The organism is Sphingomonas sp. Leaf9 (assembly GCF_001421355.1).
Classification (GTDB): domain Bacteria; phylum Pseudomonadota; class Alphaproteobacteria; order Sphingomonadales; family Sphingomonadaceae; genus Sphingomonas.
Map to the genome: position 1 here is coordinate 22,858 of NZ_LMKC01000005.1, position 19,294 is coordinate 42,151.

23 protein-coding genes are annotated in these 19,294 nt (G+C 67.1%); 14 read left to right on the forward strand and 9 right to left on the reverse strand.

Features of this window, described 5'->3' with window-relative positions; all coding sequences use genetic code 11:
• Positions 1-45: 45 nt before the first annotated feature.
• Both wecB and wecC read left to right on the forward strand, forming a co-directional pair.
• Complete coding sequence (wecB, locus tag ASE58_RS13775) at positions 46-1,170, forward strand: non-hydrolyzing UDP-N-acetylglucosamine 2-epimerase (RefSeq protein ID WP_055761763.1); 1,125 nt, start codon at positions 46-48, stop codon at positions 1,168-1,170.
• A complete protein-coding gene (wecC, locus tag ASE58_RS13780) occupies positions 1,163-2,416 on the forward strand; it encodes a UDP-N-acetyl-D-mannosamine dehydrogenase (protein ID WP_055822513.1) in 1,254 nt (417 codons plus the stop codon). Before wecB ends, wecC begins: the two co-directional genes overlap by 8 nt.
• Before the next feature lie 67 nt (positions 2,417-2,483).
• Here wecC and ASE58_RS17585 read toward each other — a convergent pair whose 3' ends face one another.
• The 5 genes from ASE58_RS17585 to ASE58_RS13800 form a co-directional block, all read right to left on the reverse strand.
• Complete coding sequence (locus ASE58_RS17585; RefSeq protein WP_082468054.1) at positions 2,484-2,852, reverse strand: ankyrin repeat domain-containing protein; 369 nt, start codon at positions 2,850-2,852, stop codon at positions 2,484-2,486.
• 111 nt (positions 2,853-2,963) lie between these two features.
• Positions 2,964-3,968, reverse strand: a complete 1,005-nt coding sequence (locus ASE58_RS13785; RefSeq protein ID WP_055822516.1) for a nucleotidyltransferase domain-containing protein — start codon at positions 3,966-3,968, stop codon at positions 2,964-2,966.
• Positions 3,965-4,828, reverse strand: coding sequence for an HprK-related kinase A (locus ASE58_RS13790; protein ID WP_055822519.1), 864 nt, complete (start codon positions 4,826-4,828; stop codon positions 3,965-3,967). The genes ASE58_RS13785 and ASE58_RS13790 overlap by 4 nt, the downstream gene beginning before the upstream one ends.
• The gene (locus ASE58_RS13795) at positions 4,825-5,109 is read right to left on the reverse strand and encodes an HPr-rel-A system PqqD family peptide chaperone (protein ID WP_055822522.1); all 285 of its coding nucleotides are present in this window, start codon (positions 5,107-5,109) and stop codon (positions 4,825-4,827) included. The genes ASE58_RS13790 and ASE58_RS13795 overlap by 4 nt, the downstream gene beginning before the upstream one ends.
• Before the next feature lie 7 nt (positions 5,110-5,116).
• Positions 5,117-5,512, reverse strand: a complete 396-nt coding sequence (locus tag ASE58_RS13800; protein WP_055822525.1) for a hypothetical protein — start codon at positions 5,510-5,512, stop codon at positions 5,117-5,119.
• 256 nt (positions 5,513-5,768) lie between these two features.
• Between ASE58_RS13800 and ASE58_RS13805 the strand changes: the two genes are divergently transcribed.
• The 10 genes from ASE58_RS13805 to ASE58_RS13850 all read left to right on the forward strand — a co-directional run bounded on the left by ASE58_RS13805 (position 5,769) and on the right by ASE58_RS13850 (position 15,055).
• Positions 5,769-6,971 carry an ATP-binding protein gene (locus ASE58_RS13805; protein ID WP_055822528.1) on the forward strand — a complete coding sequence of 401 codons (1,203 nt, stop codon included), beginning with the start codon at positions 5,769-5,771 and terminating at the stop codon, positions 6,969-6,971.
• A 67-nt stretch (positions 6,972-7,038) separates the two neighbouring features.
• Positions 7,039-8,070 carry a substrate-binding domain-containing protein gene (locus ASE58_RS13810; RefSeq protein WP_055761784.1) on the forward strand — a complete coding sequence of 344 codons (1,032 nt, stop codon included), beginning with the start codon at positions 7,039-7,041 and terminating at the stop codon, positions 8,068-8,070.
• Positions 8,070-9,452: a phosphate ABC transporter permease subunit PstC gene (pstC, locus tag ASE58_RS13815; protein WP_055822532.1), complete on the forward strand. Its 1,383-nt coding sequence runs from the start codon at positions 8,070-8,072 to the stop codon at positions 9,450-9,452. Before ASE58_RS13810 ends, pstC begins: the two co-directional genes overlap by 1 nt.
• Positions 9,445-10,743: a phosphate ABC transporter permease PstA gene (pstA, locus tag ASE58_RS13820; RefSeq protein WP_055822535.1), complete on the forward strand. Its 1,299-nt coding sequence runs from the start codon at positions 9,445-9,447 to the stop codon at positions 10,741-10,743. The genes pstC and pstA overlap by 8 nt, the downstream gene beginning before the upstream one ends.
• Positions 10,743-11,525, forward strand: a complete 783-nt coding sequence (gene pstB / locus ASE58_RS13825) for a phosphate ABC transporter ATP-binding protein PstB (RefSeq protein WP_055761792.1) — start codon at positions 10,743-10,745, stop codon at positions 11,523-11,525. The genes pstA and pstB overlap by 1 nt, the downstream gene beginning before the upstream one ends.
• Before the next feature lie 10 nt (positions 11,526-11,535).
• Positions 11,536-12,237 carry a phosphate signaling complex protein PhoU gene (gene phoU, locus ASE58_RS13830; RefSeq protein WP_055761795.1) on the forward strand — a complete coding sequence of 234 codons (702 nt, stop codon included), beginning with the start codon at positions 11,536-11,538 and terminating at the stop codon, positions 12,235-12,237.
• Between the two features lie 2 nt (positions 12,238-12,239).
• On the forward strand, positions 12,240-12,932 hold the full coding sequence (gene phoB, locus ASE58_RS13835) for a phosphate regulon transcriptional regulator PhoB (RefSeq protein WP_055761798.1): 693 nt from the start codon (positions 12,240-12,242) through the stop codon (positions 12,930-12,932).
• Positions 12,933-13,010: 78 nt separating this feature from the next.
• Positions 13,011-13,427 (forward strand): hypothetical protein, encoded by a 417-nt coding sequence (locus ASE58_RS13840; RefSeq protein ID WP_055822539.1) that lies wholly within the window; start codon positions 13,011-13,013, stop codon positions 13,425-13,427.
• 114 nt (positions 13,428-13,541) lie between these two features.
• Positions 13,542-13,961 carry a VOC family protein gene (locus ASE58_RS13845; RefSeq protein WP_082457117.1) on the forward strand — a complete coding sequence of 140 codons (420 nt, stop codon included), beginning with the start codon at positions 13,542-13,544 and terminating at the stop codon, positions 13,959-13,961.
• A 68-nt stretch (positions 13,962-14,029) separates the two neighbouring features.
• Positions 14,030-15,055 (forward strand): hypothetical protein, encoded by a 1,026-nt coding sequence (locus ASE58_RS13850; protein WP_055761809.1) that lies wholly within the window; start codon positions 14,030-14,032, stop codon positions 15,053-15,055.
• A 55-nt stretch (positions 15,056-15,110) separates the two neighbouring features.
• Here the strand turns inward: ASE58_RS13850 and ASE58_RS13855 are convergent, their stop codons facing one another.
• Positions 15,111-15,452 carry a DUF2794 domain-containing protein gene (locus tag ASE58_RS13855; RefSeq protein WP_055761813.1) on the reverse strand — a complete coding sequence of 114 codons (342 nt, stop codon included), beginning with the start codon at positions 15,450-15,452 and terminating at the stop codon, positions 15,111-15,113.
• The gene (gene epsC, locus ASE58_RS13860) at positions 15,452-16,135 is read right to left on the reverse strand and encodes a serine O-acetyltransferase EpsC (RefSeq protein ID WP_055822542.1); all 684 of its coding nucleotides are present in this window, start codon (positions 16,133-16,135) and stop codon (positions 15,452-15,454) included. Before epsC ends, ASE58_RS13855 begins: the two co-directional genes overlap by 1 nt.
• A gap of 149 nt (positions 16,136-16,284) precedes the next feature.
• Between epsC and ASE58_RS13865 the strand changes: the two genes are divergently transcribed.
• The gene (locus tag ASE58_RS13865) at positions 16,285-17,046 is read left to right on the forward strand and encodes a sulfite exporter TauE/SafE family protein (RefSeq protein WP_055761818.1); all 762 of its coding nucleotides are present in this window, start codon (positions 16,285-16,287) and stop codon (positions 17,044-17,046) included.
• A gap of 31 nt (positions 17,047-17,077) precedes the next feature.
• On the opposite strand, the gene ASE58_RS13870 is transcribed toward ASE58_RS13865, so the two are convergent.
• Both ASE58_RS13870 and ASE58_RS13875 read right to left on the reverse strand, forming a co-directional pair.
• A complete protein-coding gene (locus ASE58_RS13870) occupies positions 17,078-17,599 on the reverse strand; it encodes a carboxymuconolactone decarboxylase family protein (RefSeq protein WP_055822545.1) in 522 nt (173 codons plus the stop codon).
• A 112-nt stretch (positions 17,600-17,711) separates the two neighbouring features.
• On the reverse strand, positions 17,712-18,254 hold the full coding sequence (locus ASE58_RS13875) for a peroxiredoxin (RefSeq protein WP_055761824.1): 543 nt from the start codon (positions 18,252-18,254) through the stop codon (positions 17,712-17,714).
• A 129-nt stretch (positions 18,255-18,383) separates the two neighbouring features.
• On the opposite strand from ASE58_RS13875, the gene ASE58_RS13880 reads away from it, so the two are divergent.
• On the forward strand, positions 18,384-19,283 hold the full coding sequence (locus ASE58_RS13880; protein ID WP_055761827.1) for a hydrogen peroxide-inducible genes activator: 900 nt from the start codon (positions 18,384-18,386) through the stop codon (positions 19,281-19,283).
• Positions 19,284-19,294: the final 11 nt, after the last annotated feature.

A 19,294-nucleotide genomic window follows, 5' to 3' on the forward strand; every position in this document is an offset into this window, starting at 1 on the left:
TACATCGGCCATGATAGCGACCAGTTCAGGTCGCGGGGGCGTGTGATGGGTCAGCGGGTGCAGCGAGTGTTGGTCGTCTTCGGCACGCGGCCCGAGGCGATCAAGCTGTTCCCGCTGATCCACGCCCTGCGCGCCCATCCCGGTTTCGACACCCGCGTCGTCGTGACCGCACAGCATCGCGAGATGCTGGACCAGGTGATGGAGTTCGCCGGGATCGCCCCCGATATCGACCTGAACATTATGACCGCCGGCCAGTCGCTCGACGGCCTGACCGCGCGGCTGCTGGATGCGCTGGGTCCGGTGTTCGACGCGGAGCAGCCCGACCGGGTGATCGTGCAGGGCGACACCGCCACCGCGATGGTGGCCGCGCTTGCCGCCTATTACCGCAAGGTGCCCGTCGCCCATGTCGAGGCGGGCCTGCGCAGCCACGACATTTATCACCCCTGGCCCGAAGAGGTGAACCGCAAGATCGTCGGCAGCATCGCCGATCTGCACTTCGCCCCGACGCAGACCGCCGCTGACGCGCTGCTGGCCGAGAATGTGCCGGCGAGCCGCGTGCTGGTGACCGGCAACACCGTCATCGACGCGCTACACATGGCGCGCGAACGCCTTGCCGCCGAACCGCAGCGAACGGAAGGACTGAACGAACTGGCCGATCGGTTTGCGGGCAAGCGCGTGGTGCTGGTCACGACCCATCGCCGCGAGAATTTCGGCGGCGGCATGGAGAATATCGCCCGCGCCATCGCCCGCATCGCTGCGCGCGAGGATGTCGGCGTGATCTTTCCGGTCCATCCCAACCCGCAGGTGCGCTCCGTCATGGACGCGATCCTCGGTGACAATCCGCGCGTGGCGATGATCGGCCCGCAGGATTATCCGCATTTCGTCCGCCTGCTCGACCTGTGCCACCTCGTCCTGACCGATTCGGGCGGGGTGCAGGAGGAAGCACCCGGCCTCGGCAAGCCGGTACTGGTGATGCGCGAGACGACCGAGCGTCCCGAGGGCGTGATGGCCGGCACCGCCAAGCTGATCGGATCGGACGAGGACCGCATCGTCGCCGAAGTCGGTACGCTGCTCGACGACCCCCATGCCTATGCCGCGATGGCACGGGCGCATAACCCTTTCGGAGACGGCCATGCCTCCGCCCGCATCGTGGAGACCCTCTATGCTTGAACAGCGGATCACCGCCGCCGACACCTATGATGTCTGCGTCGTGGGGCTGGGCTATATCGGCCTGCCGACCGCCGCCGTCGTCGCCCGGTCGGGCGCGCGGGTCATCGGCATCGACGTCAGCCAGCATGTCGTGGATACGGTGGCGCGCGGCGATATCCATATCGAGGAGGCCGATCTCGACACGCTGGTGCGCGACGTGGTGCTGCTCGGCCGGCTGAGCACCGCGACCGCGCCGGCGCCGTCCGATATCTTCGTCATCGCGGTGCCGACGCCGTTCGGGCCGGGCCATGTGCCGGACCTCAGCTATGTCCTGAACGCCACCCGCGCGATCGCGCCGGTGCTGGAAAAGGGCAATACGGTGATCCTCGAATCGACCAGCCCGGTCGGGACTACCGAACAGATTCGCGACCTGCTAGCCGAACTACGCCCCGACCTCGCGATGCCCGGCATGTCGGATGCGCCCGACATTGCCGTCGCCTATTGCCCGGAGCGTGTGCTGCCCGGCCGGATCATCCTCGAACTCGTCTCCAACGAACGCTCGATCGGCGGGATCACCCCGGCGTGCGCGGAAGCCGCGTGCGGCTTCTATCGCCGTTTCGTCGAGGGGGCCTGCACCGTCACCACCGCGCGGACGGCGGAAATGGTCAAGCTGGTCGAAAATACCAGCCGCGACGTCGCCATCGCTTTCGCCAACGAACTGTCGATCGTGTGCGACAAGATGGAGCTGAACGTGTGGGACGTGATCGAGCTGGCCAACCGCCATCCGCGCGTCAACATCCTGAAGCCGGGTCCGGGCGTCGGCGGGCACTGCATCGCGGTCGATCCGTGGTTCATCGTCGATGCTGCGCCCGAACAGACCCCGCTGATCCGCACCGCGCGCGAAGTGAACGACGGCAAGGTCGATCACGTCGTCGGCCGCACCGTCGCGATGCTGGAGGCGTCGCCGGACGCCCGCGCCTCTTTGCTGGGCCTCGCGTTCAAGGCGGACATTGACGACCTGCGCGAAAGCCCGGCGGTGAAGGTCGCACAGGCGCTGATCGCGCGCTACGGCGACCGCATCGATCTGGTCGAACCGTTCGTAACCGCCCTGCCCCGGTCGCTCGACGGCGGGCGGCTGGTGTCGCTGGAGGAGGGGTTGGTGAACGACATCCTCGTCGTGCTGGTCGACCATAGCGTGTTCAAGGGCGTGCCGGTCGAGGCACTCGAAGGCAAGCAGGTGTACGATACGCGGGGGATGTGGCGGTAGGTATCGTCACTCCGTCGTAGGCTGATGGCGAACCGGCCGGATTTGAAGGTTTGCGAAAGGGTGGCTTTCAGGAAGCGATCATCAAGAACCCGACAACTCGGGCATCGTTCCGAAGTCGTTTTTCGGCATCCAAAGATGCCCCACGCGCAATTAATATCTTTGATATTTTCCAGTGCTTCTGCCAACCGGTATAGTGCAAAGCAGTATATCCCATTTCGCCCTTGATGTTTGGATCTATGCCGGCGTCGAGGAGTAAGGCTACAGCTTCAATATCCCCACGATACGCCGCTATATGAAGCACCCCATCACCTCCGGAATCCTTGTACGTTAGCGGATCGATAGGCGCTAAGGGATCGTCACCCTCATAGTTGATCAGATCGGCGAAGCGACTCTGCAGGGTTGCGACTTGATCAGGCGAAATCTGTGTCGATGACATTTTTCCTGCTCCTGATGGTCATACAACATGAGCGAGGGGCGACTTTAGGACAAGCCATACGGCGGCGCTAATGGCGAACTTTAGGCGAAAGCAGCCGCAACCACCGAAGACCTATTTCTTCCGAAACTTCGTCCACAGGTGCCGTGCCAGCATCGCGGGCGGCATCCGGAGCCAGTGCGAGCGGACATAGAAACCCAACTCGGTGCCCTTGTGCCGCAACCGCCCCCAGCCGTCGCGCGCCAATAGCCGCCGGGCGAACAGGGCGTCCGACGCCACCGGATCGCCGCCGCCCGGCGTCCCGTAAATCCGCCGCGCCAGCCGGAGCGCCCGCGCGACCGCCGCCGACAGTTCGTGCCGTGCCGCCCGCTCCGTCAACGACGCCGCGAACCCTGCGTCGCGATCCGAAAACTCGCGTACCAGCCGGTCGATGTCCCAAAGGTTGCGCAAGCCACCCTGCAGATCGCCATCGGCGAACAGGTGGGCGGCGGCGTGGACCACCATGTCTTCCGGGCACAGCACCGACAGCCCGTTGCCCAGCGGCACCGCGTCCGCGATCAGCAGCGCCGCATTGGGCGTCGGCCGTGCGGTCGGGGGCAGGATCGTGTGGTGGACGTCGATCATCCGGTCGCGCGTCCGGTGGATCAGCGGCGGCAGCTCGTGCATCCAGCGGCGGTAATAGGCGTCGTCATAGGGGTCGGGCTTCACCCATTCCCACCCCGCCGCGAGCAACGCCGCCTCCACCGCGTCCAGCGCCTCGCGTGGCACGAGGATGTCGAGGTCGCCGATCGCACGCCCCCGCCCGGCATCGAGCCCGGCGGCGACGAAGGCGGTGCCCTTCAACAGCACGATCGGGACACCCAGCGGGGCGAGCGCACGACGCGCGGCTTCCGCCTCCCACAATGCCGCCACCCGCCCCTGTTCGGCGGACGCGCGGGCGTCGGACAGGAGGCGTGCGACGGCGGGCGGCATGTCGATCCCGTCGAGCCGGGTGGCAACGCTGCCGATCAACTGTTCCGCCCGCGCAGCCGCGATCAGCGCGTTCCAGCTGTCGGCGGAATCCATACCGTCCCACAACTCGGGATCGGCCAGCGCGCCGGCCGTCCTGGCATCCGTCATGCGAGGTCACCCCACAACCGCTCCACCAGCGCCAGCGCGGTGTCGGTATCGGGATAGTCGATCGCCCGCACCAGTATCCGCCCGACCAGCCCGGTCAGCGCATCGAACCCGCGTTCGCCCATCGCGACATAATTGGTCGACGCCTGGGTCAGCCGCACAAAGGTTTCGGCCGGCTCGACGGATCGCACCGCCTCCGCCTGCCCAAAGGTCGGGAACAGCAGCAGCGCCGGGGCGGCCGGCCGGTCCATCGCGGCGATCGCGGCGGCATCGGGGACGAGGTGGCGGATATCGCCCTTGGGCGTGGCGGCCAGCAGCGGCCCGAACCGCCCGGTGGGCGCGGCGCGCTCCATCACGCCGATCGCCTCGTTCTTCAGGCTGACGAGCCGGGGAAAGGCATGGATGTGGCCCGTCGCCGGGTCGAGCAGCGCGAATTCGTCGCCCATCAACCGCCAGCCGCGCGTCATCAGCAGCGCCGCCAGCGTCGATTTGCCCGCGCCCGATTCGCCGGTCATCAGCAGCGCGCGCCCGTCGCGCTCGACGGCGGAGGCGTGGAGGAGCAGATACCGCCGCTGCGCGAGCGCCATCTGCAGGTTCATTCCCATCTCCGCTGCCAACAGCCCCTGTGCCAGCGGCAACGGGGCGGCGTCGGGAATGGTGAAGTCGCCGCCGATCATCACCGATGGCCGCACGAACCGCCGCCACGGCCGCGCGGCGAACAGGCGGACGTTGAAGTCGACGATGCCGTCCGCCGGCTGCGGATAGTCGCGATAGAGATCGCGCAACTGGTCGATGGGGCCGCGCCAGTTGCTGCCGATGCGGAATCCCACCGGCCCGATGCGCAGCGTCGTCGCGTACCTCATGCCGGTTCGTCCAGGCGCTCGACCAGCCCGGTTTCGACCAGCTCGTCCAGCCGCGCGATCAACGCCGCCGCGTCGCCATCGGGCAGGTCGAACCGTTCGGCCAGCGCCGCCAGCAAGTCTTCCGCGGTCATCGCCCGGTCGGCCAGCAGGTCGAGGATTTCGGGCACCGGCGGCGCCACGACATGGGTCTGCCCCGATGCGCGGTGGTAAAGCACGCTCAATCGGTCGAGCGGCACGATGCGCAAAGCAACCGCCGGCGGCGCGCGATAGCGTGCCGGCACGGCCGGTTCAGCCGCGCGGCATCTGGAGCGAGGCGAAACAGGTGAAGCCGCTGGTCCCGTTCTGCAACCGCTGGACATATTTCAGGTACGCGCGGGTCGTATCGCCATCGGCACCGGGCAGATTCTGCCCCTTCATCGCGAGCTTGACCTGTTCGCCGGTAAACGGGCGGTTGGCCCCGGGAAACGCACCGGGCGTGCCGGGGGCGACGACCTGTCCGTCGGCGGCGATCAGTTGTCCGGCGCGGGCGCGGTCGGGGATCGGGATTTCGCAGGTCATGATCGACGCCTGGGTCTGGGCCAGCGCCGGGCGGATCGACACCACCGCCGATGCGCCGGCGGCACCGATCAGCAGCGTGCGCCGCGCGAGCTTGCCATCGGGCGAAGGGGTGGGCGTGTCGGTCATCCCGCCATCTTCCCCAATGCACCGGTTTTCGCAATCGCAAAGAGGGTTAACGCGTCCAATCGCGGGGCAATGCCGCCGGCGCTGGCCTTGGGCACCACTTCCGCGCAGGTTGCAGGCCGATAAACGGCAACGGCCAGCTTCGGCCCGCCGCTTCGCAGTCATCGTGGGAACGTCGCTGGCCGCGTCGCTTGCCAGCGACGTTCCCACAACGATCACGGCCATTGCCGTTTAGGGGTCCGCCCCCTAATCGGGGGCGATGGACGAATTCGGCCCCCGCCTGCCCCTCGCCCTCGTCATCGCGATCGGCGTCGCCCTGCTGGCGCTGTTGCTGGGTGCCGGGATCAACGCCAGCGCGGTGGTGTTGGTGGGGGCAGTCGCCGCCGTGCTGGTCGCCGGGCTGCACCCGCCCGAACGGGGGCCCAGCGAATCGCCCGATACCCAGCGCCAGCAGGTGTTCGCCGCGACGCAGGCCGCTATCGATGCGGTCGACGAACCGATCCTCGTCATCGCCGCCGGCCATGTCGAGGCGGCGAACCCCGCCGCGCTCGCGCTGCTCGGCCAGCATATCGTCGGTGGCGACGTCCGCCTTGCCATCCGCCATCCCGCCGCCGCCGAACGGCTGTTCGGCACGCGCGACGATCGCGAACCGGTCGGGCTGGTCGGCCTTGGCGCGCGCGACCAGAGCTGGGAGATGCGGGTCCGGCCGTTGGCCGGCGATCGCCGGCTCGTCCATCTGGTCGACCGCACCGGCAACCGCGCGACCGAAAAGATGCGCGTCGATTTCGTCGCCAATGCCAGCCACGAACTGCGCACCCCGCTCGCCTCGCTGCTGGGCTTCATCGAAACGCTGCGCGACGAGGCGGGTGAGGACCCGGCGGTGCGCGAACGCTTCCTGAAGGTCATGAACGACGAAGCGCGGCGGATGCAGCGGCTGATCGACGACCTGATTTCCCTGAGCCGGATCGAGGCCGAGAAATATCGCCCGCCCGACCAGGCGATCGACCTGTCGGCGATGGTGCCGGCGGTGCGCGACGAACTGGCCGCGACCAACCCGACGCGCGGGGCCGATATCGTGCTGCGCATCGCGCCCGGCGTGACCGTGATCGGCGACCGGGCGCAATTGTCGCAGCTGCTGCACAATGTGATGGGCAATGCGATGAAATATGGCCGCGCCGGAACGCCGGTCGAAATCGGCCTCGACCCGCGCGACACCATGGCCGCTTTGGTGGTGCGCGACCATGGCGAGGGGGTCGCGATCGAACATCTCCCGCGCCTGACCGAACGCTTTTATCGTGTCGATTCAGGGCGCAGCCGGGCGCTGGGCGGCACGGGCCTTGGCCTTGCCATCGTCAAGCACATCGTCGAGCGCCATCGCGGCCGGCTCGATATCGGCAGCGTGGTGGGGGATGGCACGACGGTTTCCGTCCTGCTTCCCCTCCACGGTGTCATAAAGCCGTAACGCCATGGTAACATGGCACGGCGGAGCGTCGCGAATGACCGTACACGCATCTGGAAACTGGAACCGCATGACCCGCCGGATCGCGTCCGTCCTGGCCCTCGGCCTCGCGCTCAGCGCCTGCGAGCCGCAGACGTCGCGCGACCATATCCGCGTGGTCGGGTCGTCGACCGTCTATCCCTTCACCACCGCCGTTGCCGAAATGCTGGTGAACGCGAACCCCGACCTGCGCGCGCCGCTGGTCGAATCGACCGGCACCGGCGCGGGGGCCGCGCTGTTCTGCGCCGGGGTCGGCCCGCAGCATCCCGACATCCTCGACGCATCGCGCCGGTTGAAGAAGTCGGAATATGCGACCTGCCTGTCGCACGGCGTGAAGGATATCATGGAGGTGCAGGTCGGCGTCGACGGCGTGGCGCTGGCCGAATCGAACAACGGGCCGAAGCTGAAGCTGTCCCGGCGCGACGTGTATATGGCGCTGTCGGCCAATCCGCTGGGCAAGCCCAATACGGCGCGGATGTGGAACGAGATCAACCCGGCACTGCCCGCGATCCCCATCCAGTTCTTCGGCCCCCCCGCCACCAGCGGCACCCGCGACGCGCTGGTCGAACTCATCATGGTGCCGGCGTGCGAAGCGGCGGTGCCGGGGGTCAAGGCGCTGAAGGACAGCGACAAGGACCGGTACGAGGACATCTGCACCCGCATCCGCGAGGACGCGGCCTATGTCGACAAGGGCGAAAACGACAATCTGATCGTGCAGAACCTGTCGACCAACCCCAACGCCATCGGCATCTTCGGCTATTCCTATCTCGAGGAAAACAAGTCGCGGCTGCACGGCGTGCCGATCGACGGGATCGTGCCGACCTATGACAGCATCGCCGATGGCAGCTATCCGGGTGCCCGGCCGCTGTTCATCTATGTCAAGAAAGCGCACATCAAGCCCGTGCCCGGCATGATCGACTTCCTGACCGCCTATGCGAAGTCGTGGGACCCGAACGGGCCGCTGACCCGGCGCGGCATGATCGCCGCCCCTGCCGCCGTCCGCGCCGAATCGGCTGCCGAGATCAAGGATCAGACCCCGATGAACCCGGCGGGGTTGCACTGATGCACGGCTTTACCCTGATCCTACTGATGCTGGGGTTCGGCGGCATCGGCTGGATGGTCGCGCGCGCACGCGCCGCCCGCTTCGCCAAGCCCGTAACCGCCGCCGACCGGCCCAATTCGCTGCCCAGCCAGCATGGCTGGCACATGGCGATCTGGATCGCCGCGCCTGCCCTGCTGTTCCTCAGCATCTGGAGCGCGGTGTCGCCCGCGCTGGTGCGCGACGCGGTGTTGCAGGCGCCCGCCGCCGCCGGCCTGCCCGGCCCCGGTTTCGAACGCTCCGCGATCCTTGCCGAAGCGCGCTCGCTGGCGCTCGGCAATGCGTACGGCGCGTTCAACCAGCAGGCGGAGGCGCTGGCCCCGGCCTATGCCGCCGCGCAGAGCCGCTACGACTGGATCGGCACCGCGCTCGCCATCCTGCTCGCCTTTGCCGGTGGCGCGTTCGCCTTTACCCGCATCCGCCCCGATTATCGCGCGCGCAACCAGGTCGAACGCGCGGTGATGCTGGCGCTGCTGGTCGCGTCGCTGATCGCGATCCTGACCACGCTCGGCATCTTCCTGTCGCTGGTGATCGAAAGCTGGCGCTTCTTCCGTATCGTGCCGGTTACCGATTTCCTGCTCGGCACCAACTGGAGCCCGCAGGTCATCCGCTCGAACGATCCCGGCGCGACGCTGGGCGCGGTGCCGCTGTTCTGGGGCACGTTCTTCATCGGTGCGGTGATCGCGATGATCGTCGCCATCCCGTTCGGACTGATGAGCGCGATCTACCTGACGCAATATGCCAGGCCGGCGGTGCGCAAGTGGATGAAGCCGATCCTCGAGATCCTCGCCGGCGTGCCGACCGTAGTCTATGGATATTTCGCCGCGCTGACCGTCGGCCCCGCGATCCGCGACCTCGCGGTCATGCTCGGCATGCCGTTCGCCAGTTCGGAAAGCGCGCTCGCCGCCGGCCTCGTGATGGGGGTGATGATTATCCCCTTCGTCTCGTCGATGGCCGACGATTCGATCGCCGCCGTGCCGCAATCGATGCGCGACGGCAGCCTGGCGATGGGTGCCACCACCAGCGAGACGATCGCGAAGGTGCTGCTCCCGGCCGCCCTGCCCGGCGTGGTCGCGGGCGTCCTGCTGGCGGTGTCGCGCGCGATCGGCGAGACGATGATCGTCGTCATGGCGGCATCCGGCGCGGCGTCGATCACGCTCAACCCGTTCGAAAGCGCGACGACCGTCACCAAGCAGATCGTCGACCTGCTGACCGGCGAGGCGGAGTTCGACAGCCCGAAGACGCTGGCCGCCTTCGCGCTCGGCCTCACGCTGTTCGCGATCACCTTCCTTCTCAACGTCGTCGCGCTGCGCGTCGTCAAACGGTATCGGGAAGCGTATGAATAGTCCTGCGAACGTCGCCGGATCGCCCGCCGTGCAGCGGGACGTGCCCGAGCGCGTGCCGACCGACTGGAAGACGGCGACGATGCAGAAACGCATCCGCCGCCGCTATGCCGCCGAACGCCGCTTCCGTTTCTTCGGCCTTGCCGCCGTGTCGCTGTCGGCCGGGTTCCTCGCCTTCCTGCTGATCACGATGTTGATGAGCGGGATCGGCGGGTTCCAGCGGACGCTGGTCACGCTGCCGATCGACTTCCCCGCCGCCGGGCTGGAGGTCGATCGCGCGCAGTTGAAGACGCGCGGCGCCGACCTCGCGCTGGCCGGCGCGGGCCTGGAGAATACCGTCAACGGGGCCGCCGCCGCCACCTTCGGCGAGGATAACCGCGTCATTTCCGACAGCGCGTGGCTGACGGTGCGCGACGCGATCAAGGTCGACCCGTCGATCCTGTCGCGCAAGGTGTCGATCCCCGTCCCCGCCGCGCCGGGCATCGAGGAAGCGGCCAAGGCGGACGGCGAACCCGCCGACGAAGCCATGGTCGCGAAGCTGGGTCGGACCGGTGCGATTTCGACCGGGTTCAACACCGACTTCTTCAAATCGGCCGACTCGACCGATCCGACGGCGGTTGGCATCTGGGGCGCGCTGAAGGGCTCGCTGATGACGATGCTCGTCACGCTGCTGATCGCGTTCCCGGTGGGTACGCTGTCGGCGCTGTACCTGGAGGAATATGCCCCCCGGAACCGCTGGACCGACCTGATCGAGGTGTCGATCAACAACCTCGCCGCCGTGCCGTCGATCATCTTCGGGTTGCTGGGCCTTGCGGTGTTCCTCGGCACGCTCAACCTGCCGCGCTCGGCGCCGATCGTCGGTGGCCTGACGCTGGCCCTTATGATCATGCCGGTCATCGTCATCGCCGGGCGCAACGCGATCAAGGCGGTGCCGCCGTCGATCCGCGATGCAGCCTTGGGCATCGGCGCGTCGAAGGTGCAGGTGGTGTTCCACCATGTCCTGCCGCTTGCGCTGCCCGGTATCCTGACCGGCACGATCATCGGCATGGCCCGTGCGCTGGGCGAGACCGCGCCGCTGCTGATGATCGGCATGCGCGCCTTTATCAGCCAGCCGCCGCAGGGCTTTGCCGACCCCGCTACCGTGCTGCCGGTCCAGATCTTTCTCTGGTCCGATCAGGTCAGCCGCGGCTTCATCGAAAAGACCAGCGCGGCGATCCTCGTGCTGCTGGCGTTCCTCCTCGCGATGAACGCGCTCGCCATCTATCTCCGCAATCGCTTCGAGACCCGCTGGTAATGACCGACACCCAACTCACCAACGCGACCCCGAAATTGTCGGCGCGCGGCGTCGACGTGTTCTATGGCCAGAAACAGGCGATCAAGGACGTGTCGATCGACATCGCGATGGAGCATGTGACGGCCTTCATCGGTCCGTCGGGCTGCGGCAAGTCGACCTTCCTGCGCACGATGAACCGGATGAACGACACCGTGGCGTCGGCGCGCGTCACCGGGGACATCCGCCTCGATGGCGAGGATATCTACTCGCCTGCGATGGATGTGGTACAGCTGCGCGCGCGGGTCGGCATGGTGTTTCAGAAGCCGAACCCCTTCCCCAAGTCGATCTACGAAAACGTCGCCTATGGCCCGCGCATCCATGGCCTTGCCGCGTCGAAGGGCGACATGGACGGGATCGTCGAGCGATCGCTGACCCGTGCGGGCCTGTGGAACGAGGTGAAGGACCGCCTGTCGGACAGCGGCACCGCGCTGTCGGGCGGGCAGCAGCAGCGGCTGTGCATCGCCCGCGCCATCGCGGTCGATCCCGAAGTGATCCTGATGGACGAACCGTGCAGCGCGCTCGACCCGATCGCGACCGCCAAGATCGAGGAGCTGATCCACGAACTGCGCGGCCGCTACGCCATCGCCATCGTCACCCACAACATGCAGCAGGCGGCGCGCGTGTCGCAGCGCACCGCCTTCTTCCACCTTGGCACGCTGGTCGAATATGGCCGTACCTCGGACATCTTTACCAACCCCCGCCAGGAGCGCACAAAAGACTATATTACGGGGCGGTATGGCTGAGGGGAGCGACATGGCGACGGGCCACGAACACACGGTCAAGGCGTTCGATCGCGACATCGGCCATCTGCGTGCGCTGATTTCGCAGATGGGCGGCCTTGCCGAACAGGCGATCAGCGACGCGATGCTGGCGCTGACCCGCAACGATCCGGCGCTGGCCAAGCAGGTCCGCGCGCAGGACAAGGCGATCGACGCGATCGAGGCGGAGGTCGAGAAACTGACCGTCCGCGTCATCGCGCTGCGTGCGCCGATGGCCGACGACCTGCGCGAAGTGGTCGCCGCGCTGAAGATCGCCGCGGTGATCGAACGCATCGGCGACTATGCGAAGAATATCGCCAAGCGGGTCGCATCGATCCACGGCGAAACCCACGACCCGCGCATCGAGCCGCTGAGCATCCTGCCCGCCATGGCGCAGCTGGCGTCGGACATGGTGCATGACGTGCTCAACGCCTTTTCGGCGCGCGACGCGCAGGCGGCGGTCGAAATCTGCAAGCGCGACAGTGCGCTGGACGATTACTACAACAGCATCTTCCGCGTGCTGGTGACCTACATGGTCGAAAATCCCAAGACGATCAGCCAGGTCGCGCACCTGCTGTTCGTCGCCAAGAATCTGGAACGCATCGGCGACCATGCGACCAATGTCGCGGAAATGGTCTATTTCGCCGCGACGGGCCAGACGATGGCGGAACGTGAAACCCCCGATTTCGCAGGATAATCATGAGCAAGGCACGGATGTTGCTGCTGGAAGACGATGCGGCGCTGGCCGAACTGATCGCCTTTCATTTCCAGCGCGAGGATTTCGAGGTCGTCCGCACGCATGAGGGCGAGGAGGCATTGCTCCTGGCACGCGAAGCGACGCCGGATATCGTTTTGCTCGACTGGATGGTCGAGGGGCTGTCGGGGATCGAGGTCTGCCGCCAGCTGCGCCGCCAGGCCGAGACGCAGAACGTACCGATCATCATGCTGACCGCGCGCGGTGAGGAAGAGGATCGGGTCCGCGGGCTGGAAACCGGCGCTGACGATTATGTCACCAAGCCGTTTTCCCCGCGCGAACTGGTCGCCCGCGTCAACGCCGTGCTGCGCCGCGTGCGCCCGGCGCTGGCGGGGGAGGCGCTGAGCTATGCCGATATCGAAATGGACACGGTCGGCCACCGCGTCCGGCGCGGGGGCGAAGTCGTGCCGCTTGGCCCGACGGAATTCCGTCTTCTCAAACACTTCCTCGAACATCCCGGCTGGGTCTTTTCGCGCGAACGGCTGCTCGATGCGGTGTGGGGGCATGATTCGGACATCGAATCGCGCACCGTCGACGTACATATCCGGCGGTTGCGCAAGGCGATCAATGTCGGCGACCGGCCCGATATTATCCGCACCGTGCGTTCGGCAGGATACGCTCTGGACGCGACGGGCTGAAAACTTCGTCGGAAACCTTTTCGACTTGGGTCGTTTGGTTCGCAGCCTCAACGATACAAGTCGAAAAGGAGTTTTCCGATGAAGACTGTCGCTTTCATGGCCGCCCTGCTGATGGGCAGCGCCGCAGTTGCACAGACCACGCCGCCGACGACGCCGGCGCCCGATGCGACCATGCAGCCGGGCACGACGACCGCGCCGACCCCGCCGGCCGACAACATGACCCCGCCGCCGGCCCCCGACGCCTCGGCTGATCCGGCCGCCGCGCCGACGACCCCGCCGGCCGATCCAATGTCGACGACCGCCGCCCCGGCACCGATGGCCCCCCCGGCCCCGCCCGCCCCGATGGCAGGCGCGCCGATGGCCGGTGCCCCGATGGCAGGTGGCCAGGTGCAGTTCGCCCCGCCGCAGGTGACCCCGCCGCCGCCGGCGAAGGACAGCTATCCGGTGTGCTCGCGCACCGTGAAGGACAGCTGCCGCAATCCGGGCGGTCGCTAAGACCACCGGCCTGACGGCCAGCAACGGCGCTCCGCCCCTGTGGCGGGGCGCCTTTTTTATGGGCCGCCCGCCCCGCGATCGTTATGCTGCGGCCGACAGCGTGAGGATCGACCCGTGCCCCCTCCCCCGATCGACGGCGTGCTGGAAACGGCGCTTTACGTAAACGATCTCGACCGCGCGGTCGCCTTCTACGCCGATGATCTCGGCCGGCCGCTCCTCCTGCGCAACGCCCGCATGGCCGCGCTGGACGCCGGGCGGCGTAGCGTCCTGCTACTGTTCCTGCGCGGTGCATCTGCCAGCGACATGGCGACGCCGGGCGGCACGATCCCCGGCCACGACGGCACCGGCCGACTGCATATGGCGTTCGCCATCGCCGATGCCGACTATCCGGCGTGGCAGGACCATCTGACCGCGCGCGGCATCGCGATCACCGGCGAAGTCCGCTGGCCAAGTGGCGGGCGCAGCCTCTACGTCGCCGATCCCGACGGCCATGTCATCGAGATGGCGACGCCCGGCATCTGGCCCGTCTATTGAGACGCAGCACGTGTATTGCAAAGACAATACACAAGTGTCATACTTCACCAATACAGGGAGGTCATGACATGTACAGCGAAAGCGATCTGAACGGCGCGGTGGAGGCGGGCGTGATGTCGCGCGACGCCGCCGATGCACTGCGTGCGCATATCGCGCGGCAACGCGCGACCCCGGTGGTGGACGAGGAACATTTCCGCCTGCTGACCGGGTTCAACGATATCTTCGTCTCGGTCGCGCTGGCGTTGCTGCTGGTGTCGCTCGCGTGGATCGGCGGTGCGGTCTGGAGCCCGCTGGGCGGGCTGGGCGTGGCCGGCGCATCGTGGTTCCTCGCCGAATATTTCACCGCACGCCGCCGGATGGCGCTGCCCAGCATCCTGCTGCTGCTCGCCTTTGTCGGCGGGGTAGCCGCCATGCTGGTCGGCCTCGTGGCCGAACTCGATCCGCTGAATGTCCCCGACCGCACGACCGCGCTGATCTTTGCCGGGATCGGCATCGTGTCGGCGGGCGCGGCATGGGCGCATTGGCGGCGGTTCATGGTGCCGATCACGGTCGCAGCGGGGGCAGCGGCACTGGTCGGAACCGCCGCCGCGCTGCTGGTCGCCGCCTTTCCGGCGCTCAAGGACAATGTGTATCCGGTGACGTTGCTGGGCGGGATCGGCGTGTTCGCCGCCGCCATGCGCTGGGACCTGTCCGACCGTGATCGCCGGACGCGCCGCAGCGACGTCGCCTTCTGGCTGCACCTCGTCGCCGCGCCGCTGATCGCGCATTCGCTGTTCCAGCTGCTGGGCGTGTTCGGCCCGAGCGTGACCGCACCGATGGCGGCGGTGGTGATCGCGCTCTACGTCGCGTTCGGCATCGTGGCGCTGGCGGTCGATCGCCGCGCGCTGCTCGTCTCCAGCCTCGCCTACGTCCTCTACGCGCTCTACGCGCTGTTTGAACAGGCGGGCGCGGTCGAACTGTCGGCGGCATTCACCGCCTTCGTCATCGGATCGGCGCTGCTCACCTTGTCGGTTTTCTGGCAACCGATGCGCCGCCGGGTGGTTGGGGTGCTCGGCGGCATCGGCCAACGCCTGCCGCCGGTGGCGATGGCGTGAAACCATTCCTTACGAAGCGAACCTTGGCGGCTCCGGGCAACCGGAGCCGCTTTTTTTATTCCTCGACCAGCTTCATCAGCCGGCGTTCGACCGGGGCCAGCACCGGGCCCAGCTCGTGCCCGCGCTTCACCACTGCCCCGGCCTCGCCGACCAGCGCCCACATGCCCTGCTTGTTGCGCAGGGACGGCCGCTTCTCGATGCGGAATTCGGGCCGTTCGGCCGCGCGGCGGAACGCGCTGAACACCGCGGCGTCGCGGCCCAGGTCGATCGCATAGTCGCGCCAGTGCCCGGCGGCGACCATCCGGCCGTACAGGTCGAGGATGCGGGTCAGCTCGGCGCGCTCGAAGCCGACCTGCCCCGGCTGGCGCGCGGCGGGAAAGGGCGTGACGATCCCCATCAGGCGCGGTCGCGATGATCCTGCTGCTCGGCCAGCAGCGCGTCGAGCTGCCGCTTGAGCGTTTCCACCTCGCAGCGCAGCAGTTCGATCCGCTGGGTCTGCGGGTCGAAATTGTCGCGGCAGGGGGTGCCATAGGGGACGAAGCGCGGATCGGGCGCCTGCCCCCCCTCGACCACCGTCGGACGTGCGGGGATGCCGACGACGGTCGTTCCCTCGGGCACGTCCTTCGTCACCACCGCATTCGCGCCGACGCGGGCGCGCACGCCGATGGTGATCGGCCCCAGCACCTGCGCACCCGACCCGATGATCGCGCCGTCGCTGATCGTCGGGTGCCGCTTGCCCGCGATACCATTGTCAGGGCTGGTCCCGCCGAGCGTGACGTTCTGGTAGATCGTCACGCCGTCGCCGATCTCGGCCGTCTCGCCGATCACGACGAAGCCGTGGTCGATGAAGAAATGCCGGCCGATCGTCGCGCCCGGATGGATGTCGATCGCGGTCAGGAAGCGCGAGAAGTGGTTGATCGCGCGTGCGGCGAAATACCATCGCGCGTGGAACAGCCGGTGCGACAGCTTGTGGAACGCGACCGCCCATACGCCGGGATAGGTCAGGATTTCGGCGCGCGACCGCGGCGCGGGATCGCGCGCCTTGATCGAATCCAGATAGCGCAACAGCCGCGCAACCATGTGCAGTCCCCTTGGTAGTGCACCCGATGTAGGCGGCCCGCCCGCGCACGCCAAGTCGTACTGTAGGCGCAACAAACCCTATGTATCTTGTAGGCATTGTCGTTTGCCGTCATCACTGACCCCCGCTGCGCCATAGCAAAGGGATTGGGATGTTCGAGAATATCGACTGGGCGCGTCTGGCCGAGTTTGTTGCCGCCGGATTTGCCGCCCAGATCGTCGATGGTGCGCTGGGCATGGCGTTCGGGGTGATTTCGTCGACCCTGCTGGTGAGCGTGCTGGGCGTGCCGCCCGCGACCGCATCGGCAAGCGTGCATGTCGTCGAATGCTTCACGACCGGGGTGTCGGGGATCAGCCACGCGCTGCACAAGAATGTGAACTGGAAACTGTTCTGGCGGCTGGTGCTGCCCGGCATCGTCGGCGGTGTGACCGGCGCGTATCTGCTGTCGTCGCTCGATGCGTCGGTCACGCGGCCGTTCGTCATGACCTATCTGGCGGGCATCGGCCTGTACCTGCTGTGGCGCGGCCTGCGGAAGCCGCCCGAACCCAAGGAGCCGAAGGTCATCGCCCCGCTGGGACTGGTCGGCGGGTTCCTCGACGCAGCGGGCGGCGGTGGCTGGGGGCCGGTCGTGACCTCCAACCTGCTGGTGCAGGGCGCGACGCCGCGCACGACGATCGGCACGGTCAACACGGTCGAATTCTTCCTGACCGTCAGCATCTCCGCGACGTTCCTCGTCCACCTGGGGCTGGAGGCATTCACGACTGCCGTTGCCGGCCTGCTGATCGGCGGGATTGCCGCTGCGCCGTTCGGGGCGATGTTCGCCAAGCACATCCCGGCGCGCACGCTGTTGATCCTGGTCGGCATCGTGCTGACCGTCACCAGCCTTTACAGCGTGTATCGGGCGCTGTCGTAACGGGGGGCGGGGGTTTCCCCGCCCCTTCGCTTCATGCCACCGCCGCGTGGACGGTAGCGACCGCCGCCAGCACCGCGCCGATCCGCACCGCACCCTGGATCACCTCGGCCTTCACGCCGTGCTTCTTCAGCACGTCCTCATGCGCGTCGATGCACATGCCGCAGCCGTTCATTGCCGACACCGCCAGACTGAACAGTTCGAAATCGACCTTGTCGATCCCCGGCGCGGCGATGACGTTCATCCGCAGCTTGGCCGGCAGGTTGCCATATTCCTTGTTCTTCGCGAGGTGGACGAAGCGGTAATAGACGTTGTTCATCGCCATCACAGCCGCCGCTGCGCGCGCCGCATTGGCCGCTTCGGGCGACAGCTTGTCGGCGACTTCCGCCTCGGCCGCCTCGACCAGCGGCTTGTGGCCGGTGGCGTGCGCGCAGGCGAGCATCGTGCCGAACTTCTTCTGCGGGTCCAGCACCGTCTCGTTCAGCAGCGAACCGACGTTCAGGCGGATATCCTTGGCGAAATCGGGCAGCTGGCCCGCAAATTCCTTGAGCGACATGGGGATTGATCTCCGTCAGATACACGACACCCCAGCCGACCGGGCACAAGGCCGTGGTCCGCGCTGGGGTGCCGGAAAGTGGCGGGCGGGACGCATGCCCCGCCCGAATGGATTACGCTGCGACCTGGAGGACGTCGTCGCCCTTGTTCCAGTTGCACGGGCACAGCTCGTCGGTCTGCAGCGCGTCGAGCACACGCAGCGTTTCTGCCGGGTTGCGGCCGACGTTCAGGCCGTTGACCTGCACCGCCTGGATCACATTGTCCGGATCGATGATGAAGGTCGCGCGGAACGCGACATGCTCGTTCTTGTCGAGGATGCCGAGCGCATTGGCCAGCACCGCGCCATTGTCGGCGATCCACGGGAAATCGGCCGCGGCCAGGTCCGGGTCCGACTTGCGCCATGCCAGGTGGACGTGGGCGGTGTCGGTCGACGCGCCGATCAGCACGGCGTCGCGATCGGCGAAGTCTTCCTTCAGCTCGCTATAGCCGACGATCTCGGTCGGGCAGACGAAGGTGAAGTCCTTCGGCCAGTAGAACAGCACCTTCCACTTGCCGGGGAACGCGTCGTGGCTGAGCGTCTCGCCGGCCGGCAGCGCGTTGGTGCCCTGCTGCACGGGAACGGTGAATTCGGGGAGCTTGTCGCCAACGGTCAGCATGGAAATGCCCTTTTCGTTATGGTGCAGTGCGCACCGTGAATTGCTGCACCGCGATATAGGGTACGTGTCCGACCGATCCAATCGAATTTGCCCTTGGGATTGATCGACCGAGCCAATAAGTAGGGCGCCATGTCGGTGTATCTGCCCACGCTCAAGCAGCTGCAATATCTGGTGGCGCTCCGCGACGCCGGCCATTTCGGCCGCGCGGCGGAGGCATCGTTCGTCACGCAATCCACGTTGTCGGCGGGGATACGCGAGCTGGAGACGCTGATCGGCGTCGTGCTGGTCGAACGGACCCGCCGCGTGGTCCGCTTTACCCCCCTGGGCGAAAGCATCGTGGCCAAGGCACGCACCGTGCTGCGCGAGGCGGAGGAGTTGACCGACATGGCGCGCGCCGCCGGGCGGCCGCTGTCGGGCGAGATGCGGATGAGCGTCATCCCGACCATCGCCCCGTTCCTGTTGCCGCAACTGCTGCCGCGCCTGCGCCGCGACTATCCCGACCTGAAACTCTATCTGCGCGAGGAGCCGAGCGCGGCGGCGTGCGAGGGGCTGCACCATGGCCGCACCGATTGCGTGCTGCTGGCGCTGCCCTATGCCTGCGGTGACGTGGAGACTGCGCCGCTGTTCGACGACCGGCTGTTCCTCGCGGTGCCGGGCAACGATGCCGCCGACACGACGCCGCTGGTCGCCGACGACATCGATGCCGAACGCCTGCTGTTGCTGGAGGACGGGCATTGCCTGAAGGACCATGCCCTGCGTGCCTGCGAACAGCCGGAGGCGCGGGGACAGGCGATGATGATGGGCACGTCGCTGCACACCATCGTTCAGATGGTCGACAATGGTCTTGGCACCACCATGTTGCCGCAAATGGCGATCGACGCCGGCATCCTTGACAATACCGCCGTCAGCGCGCGGCCGATCGAGGCGAAGAACGCGTCGCGCCGCATCGCATTGGTGTGGCGAAAAGCATCTCCGCGCGAACGGGATTTTCGATTGTTGGCAGAGGTACTTGCTGCGAACCGGACCTGATCCTTCGGGCA

Bases quoted from the DNA above. Each gene is read 5' to 3' on its own strand.
- ASE58_RS13785 (WP_055822516.1), bottom strand. From the start codon at position 3,968: ATGACGGATGCCAGGACGGCCGGCGCGCTGGCCGATCCCGAGTTGTGG.
- phoB (WP_055761798.1), top strand. From the start codon at position 12,240: ATGAGCAAGGCACGGATGTTGCTGCTGGAAGACGATGCGGCGCTGGCC.
- ASE58_RS13790 (WP_055822519.1), bottom strand. From the start codon at position 4,828: ATGAGGTACGCGACGACGCTGCGCATCGGGCCGGTGGGATTCCGCATC.
- ASE58_RS13810 (WP_055761784.1), top strand. From the start codon at position 7,039: ATGACCCGCCGGATCGCGTCCGTCCTGGCCCTCGGCCTCGCGCTCAGC.
- ASE58_RS13840 (WP_055822539.1), top strand. From the start codon at position 13,011: ATGAAGACTGTCGCTTTCATGGCCGCCCTGCTGATGGGCAGCGCCGCA.
- ASE58_RS13805 (WP_055822528.1), top strand. From the start codon at position 5,769: ATGGACGAATTCGGCCCCCGCCTGCCCCTCGCCCTCGTCATCGCGATC.
- wecC (WP_055822513.1), top strand. From the start codon at position 1,163: ATGCTTGAACAGCGGATCACCGCCGCCGACACCTATGATGTCTGCGTC.
- ASE58_RS13800 (WP_055822525.1), bottom strand. From the start codon at position 5,512: ATGACCGACACGCCCACCCCTTCGCCCGATGGCAAGCTCGCGCGGCGC.
- epsC (WP_055822542.1), bottom strand. From the start codon at position 16,135: ATGGTTGCGCGGCTGTTGCGCTATCTGGATTCGATCAAGGCGCGCGAT.
- ASE58_RS13875 (WP_055761824.1), bottom strand. From the start codon at position 18,254: ATGCTGACCGTTGGCGACAAGCTCCCCGAATTCACCGTTCCCGTGCAG.
- ASE58_RS17585 (WP_082468054.1), bottom strand. From the start codon at position 2,852: ATGTCATCGACACAGATTTCGCCTGATCAAGTCGCAACCCTGCAGAGT.
- phoU (WP_055761795.1), top strand. From the start codon at position 11,536: ATGGCGACGGGCCACGAACACACGGTCAAGGCGTTCGATCGCGACATC.
- ASE58_RS13865 (WP_055761818.1), top strand. From the start codon at position 16,285: ATGTTCGAGAATATCGACTGGGCGCGTCTGGCCGAGTTTGTTGCCGCC.
- pstC (WP_055822532.1), top strand. From the start codon at position 8,070: ATGCACGGCTTTACCCTGATCCTACTGATGCTGGGGTTCGGCGGCATC.
- pstA (WP_055822535.1), top strand. From the start codon at position 9,445: ATGAATAGTCCTGCGAACGTCGCCGGATCGCCCGCCGTGCAGCGGGAC.
- ASE58_RS13855 (WP_055761813.1), bottom strand. From the start codon at position 15,452: ATGGGGATCGTCACGCCCTTTCCCGCCGCGCGCCAGCCGGGGCAGGTC.
- ASE58_RS13880 (WP_055761827.1), top strand. From the start codon at position 18,384: ATGTCGGTGTATCTGCCCACGCTCAAGCAGCTGCAATATCTGGTGGCG.
- pstB (WP_055761792.1), top strand. From the start codon at position 10,743: ATGACCGACACCCAACTCACCAACGCGACCCCGAAATTGTCGGCGCGC.
- ASE58_RS13850 (WP_055761809.1), top strand. From the start codon at position 14,030: ATGTACAGCGAAAGCGATCTGAACGGCGCGGTGGAGGCGGGCGTGATG.
- wecB (WP_055761763.1), top strand. From the start codon at position 46: ATGGGTCAGCGGGTGCAGCGAGTGTTGGTCGTCTTCGGCACGCGGCCC.
- ASE58_RS13870 (WP_055822545.1), bottom strand. From the start codon at position 17,599: ATGTCGCTCAAGGAATTTGCGGGCCAGCTGCCCGATTTCGCCAAGGAT.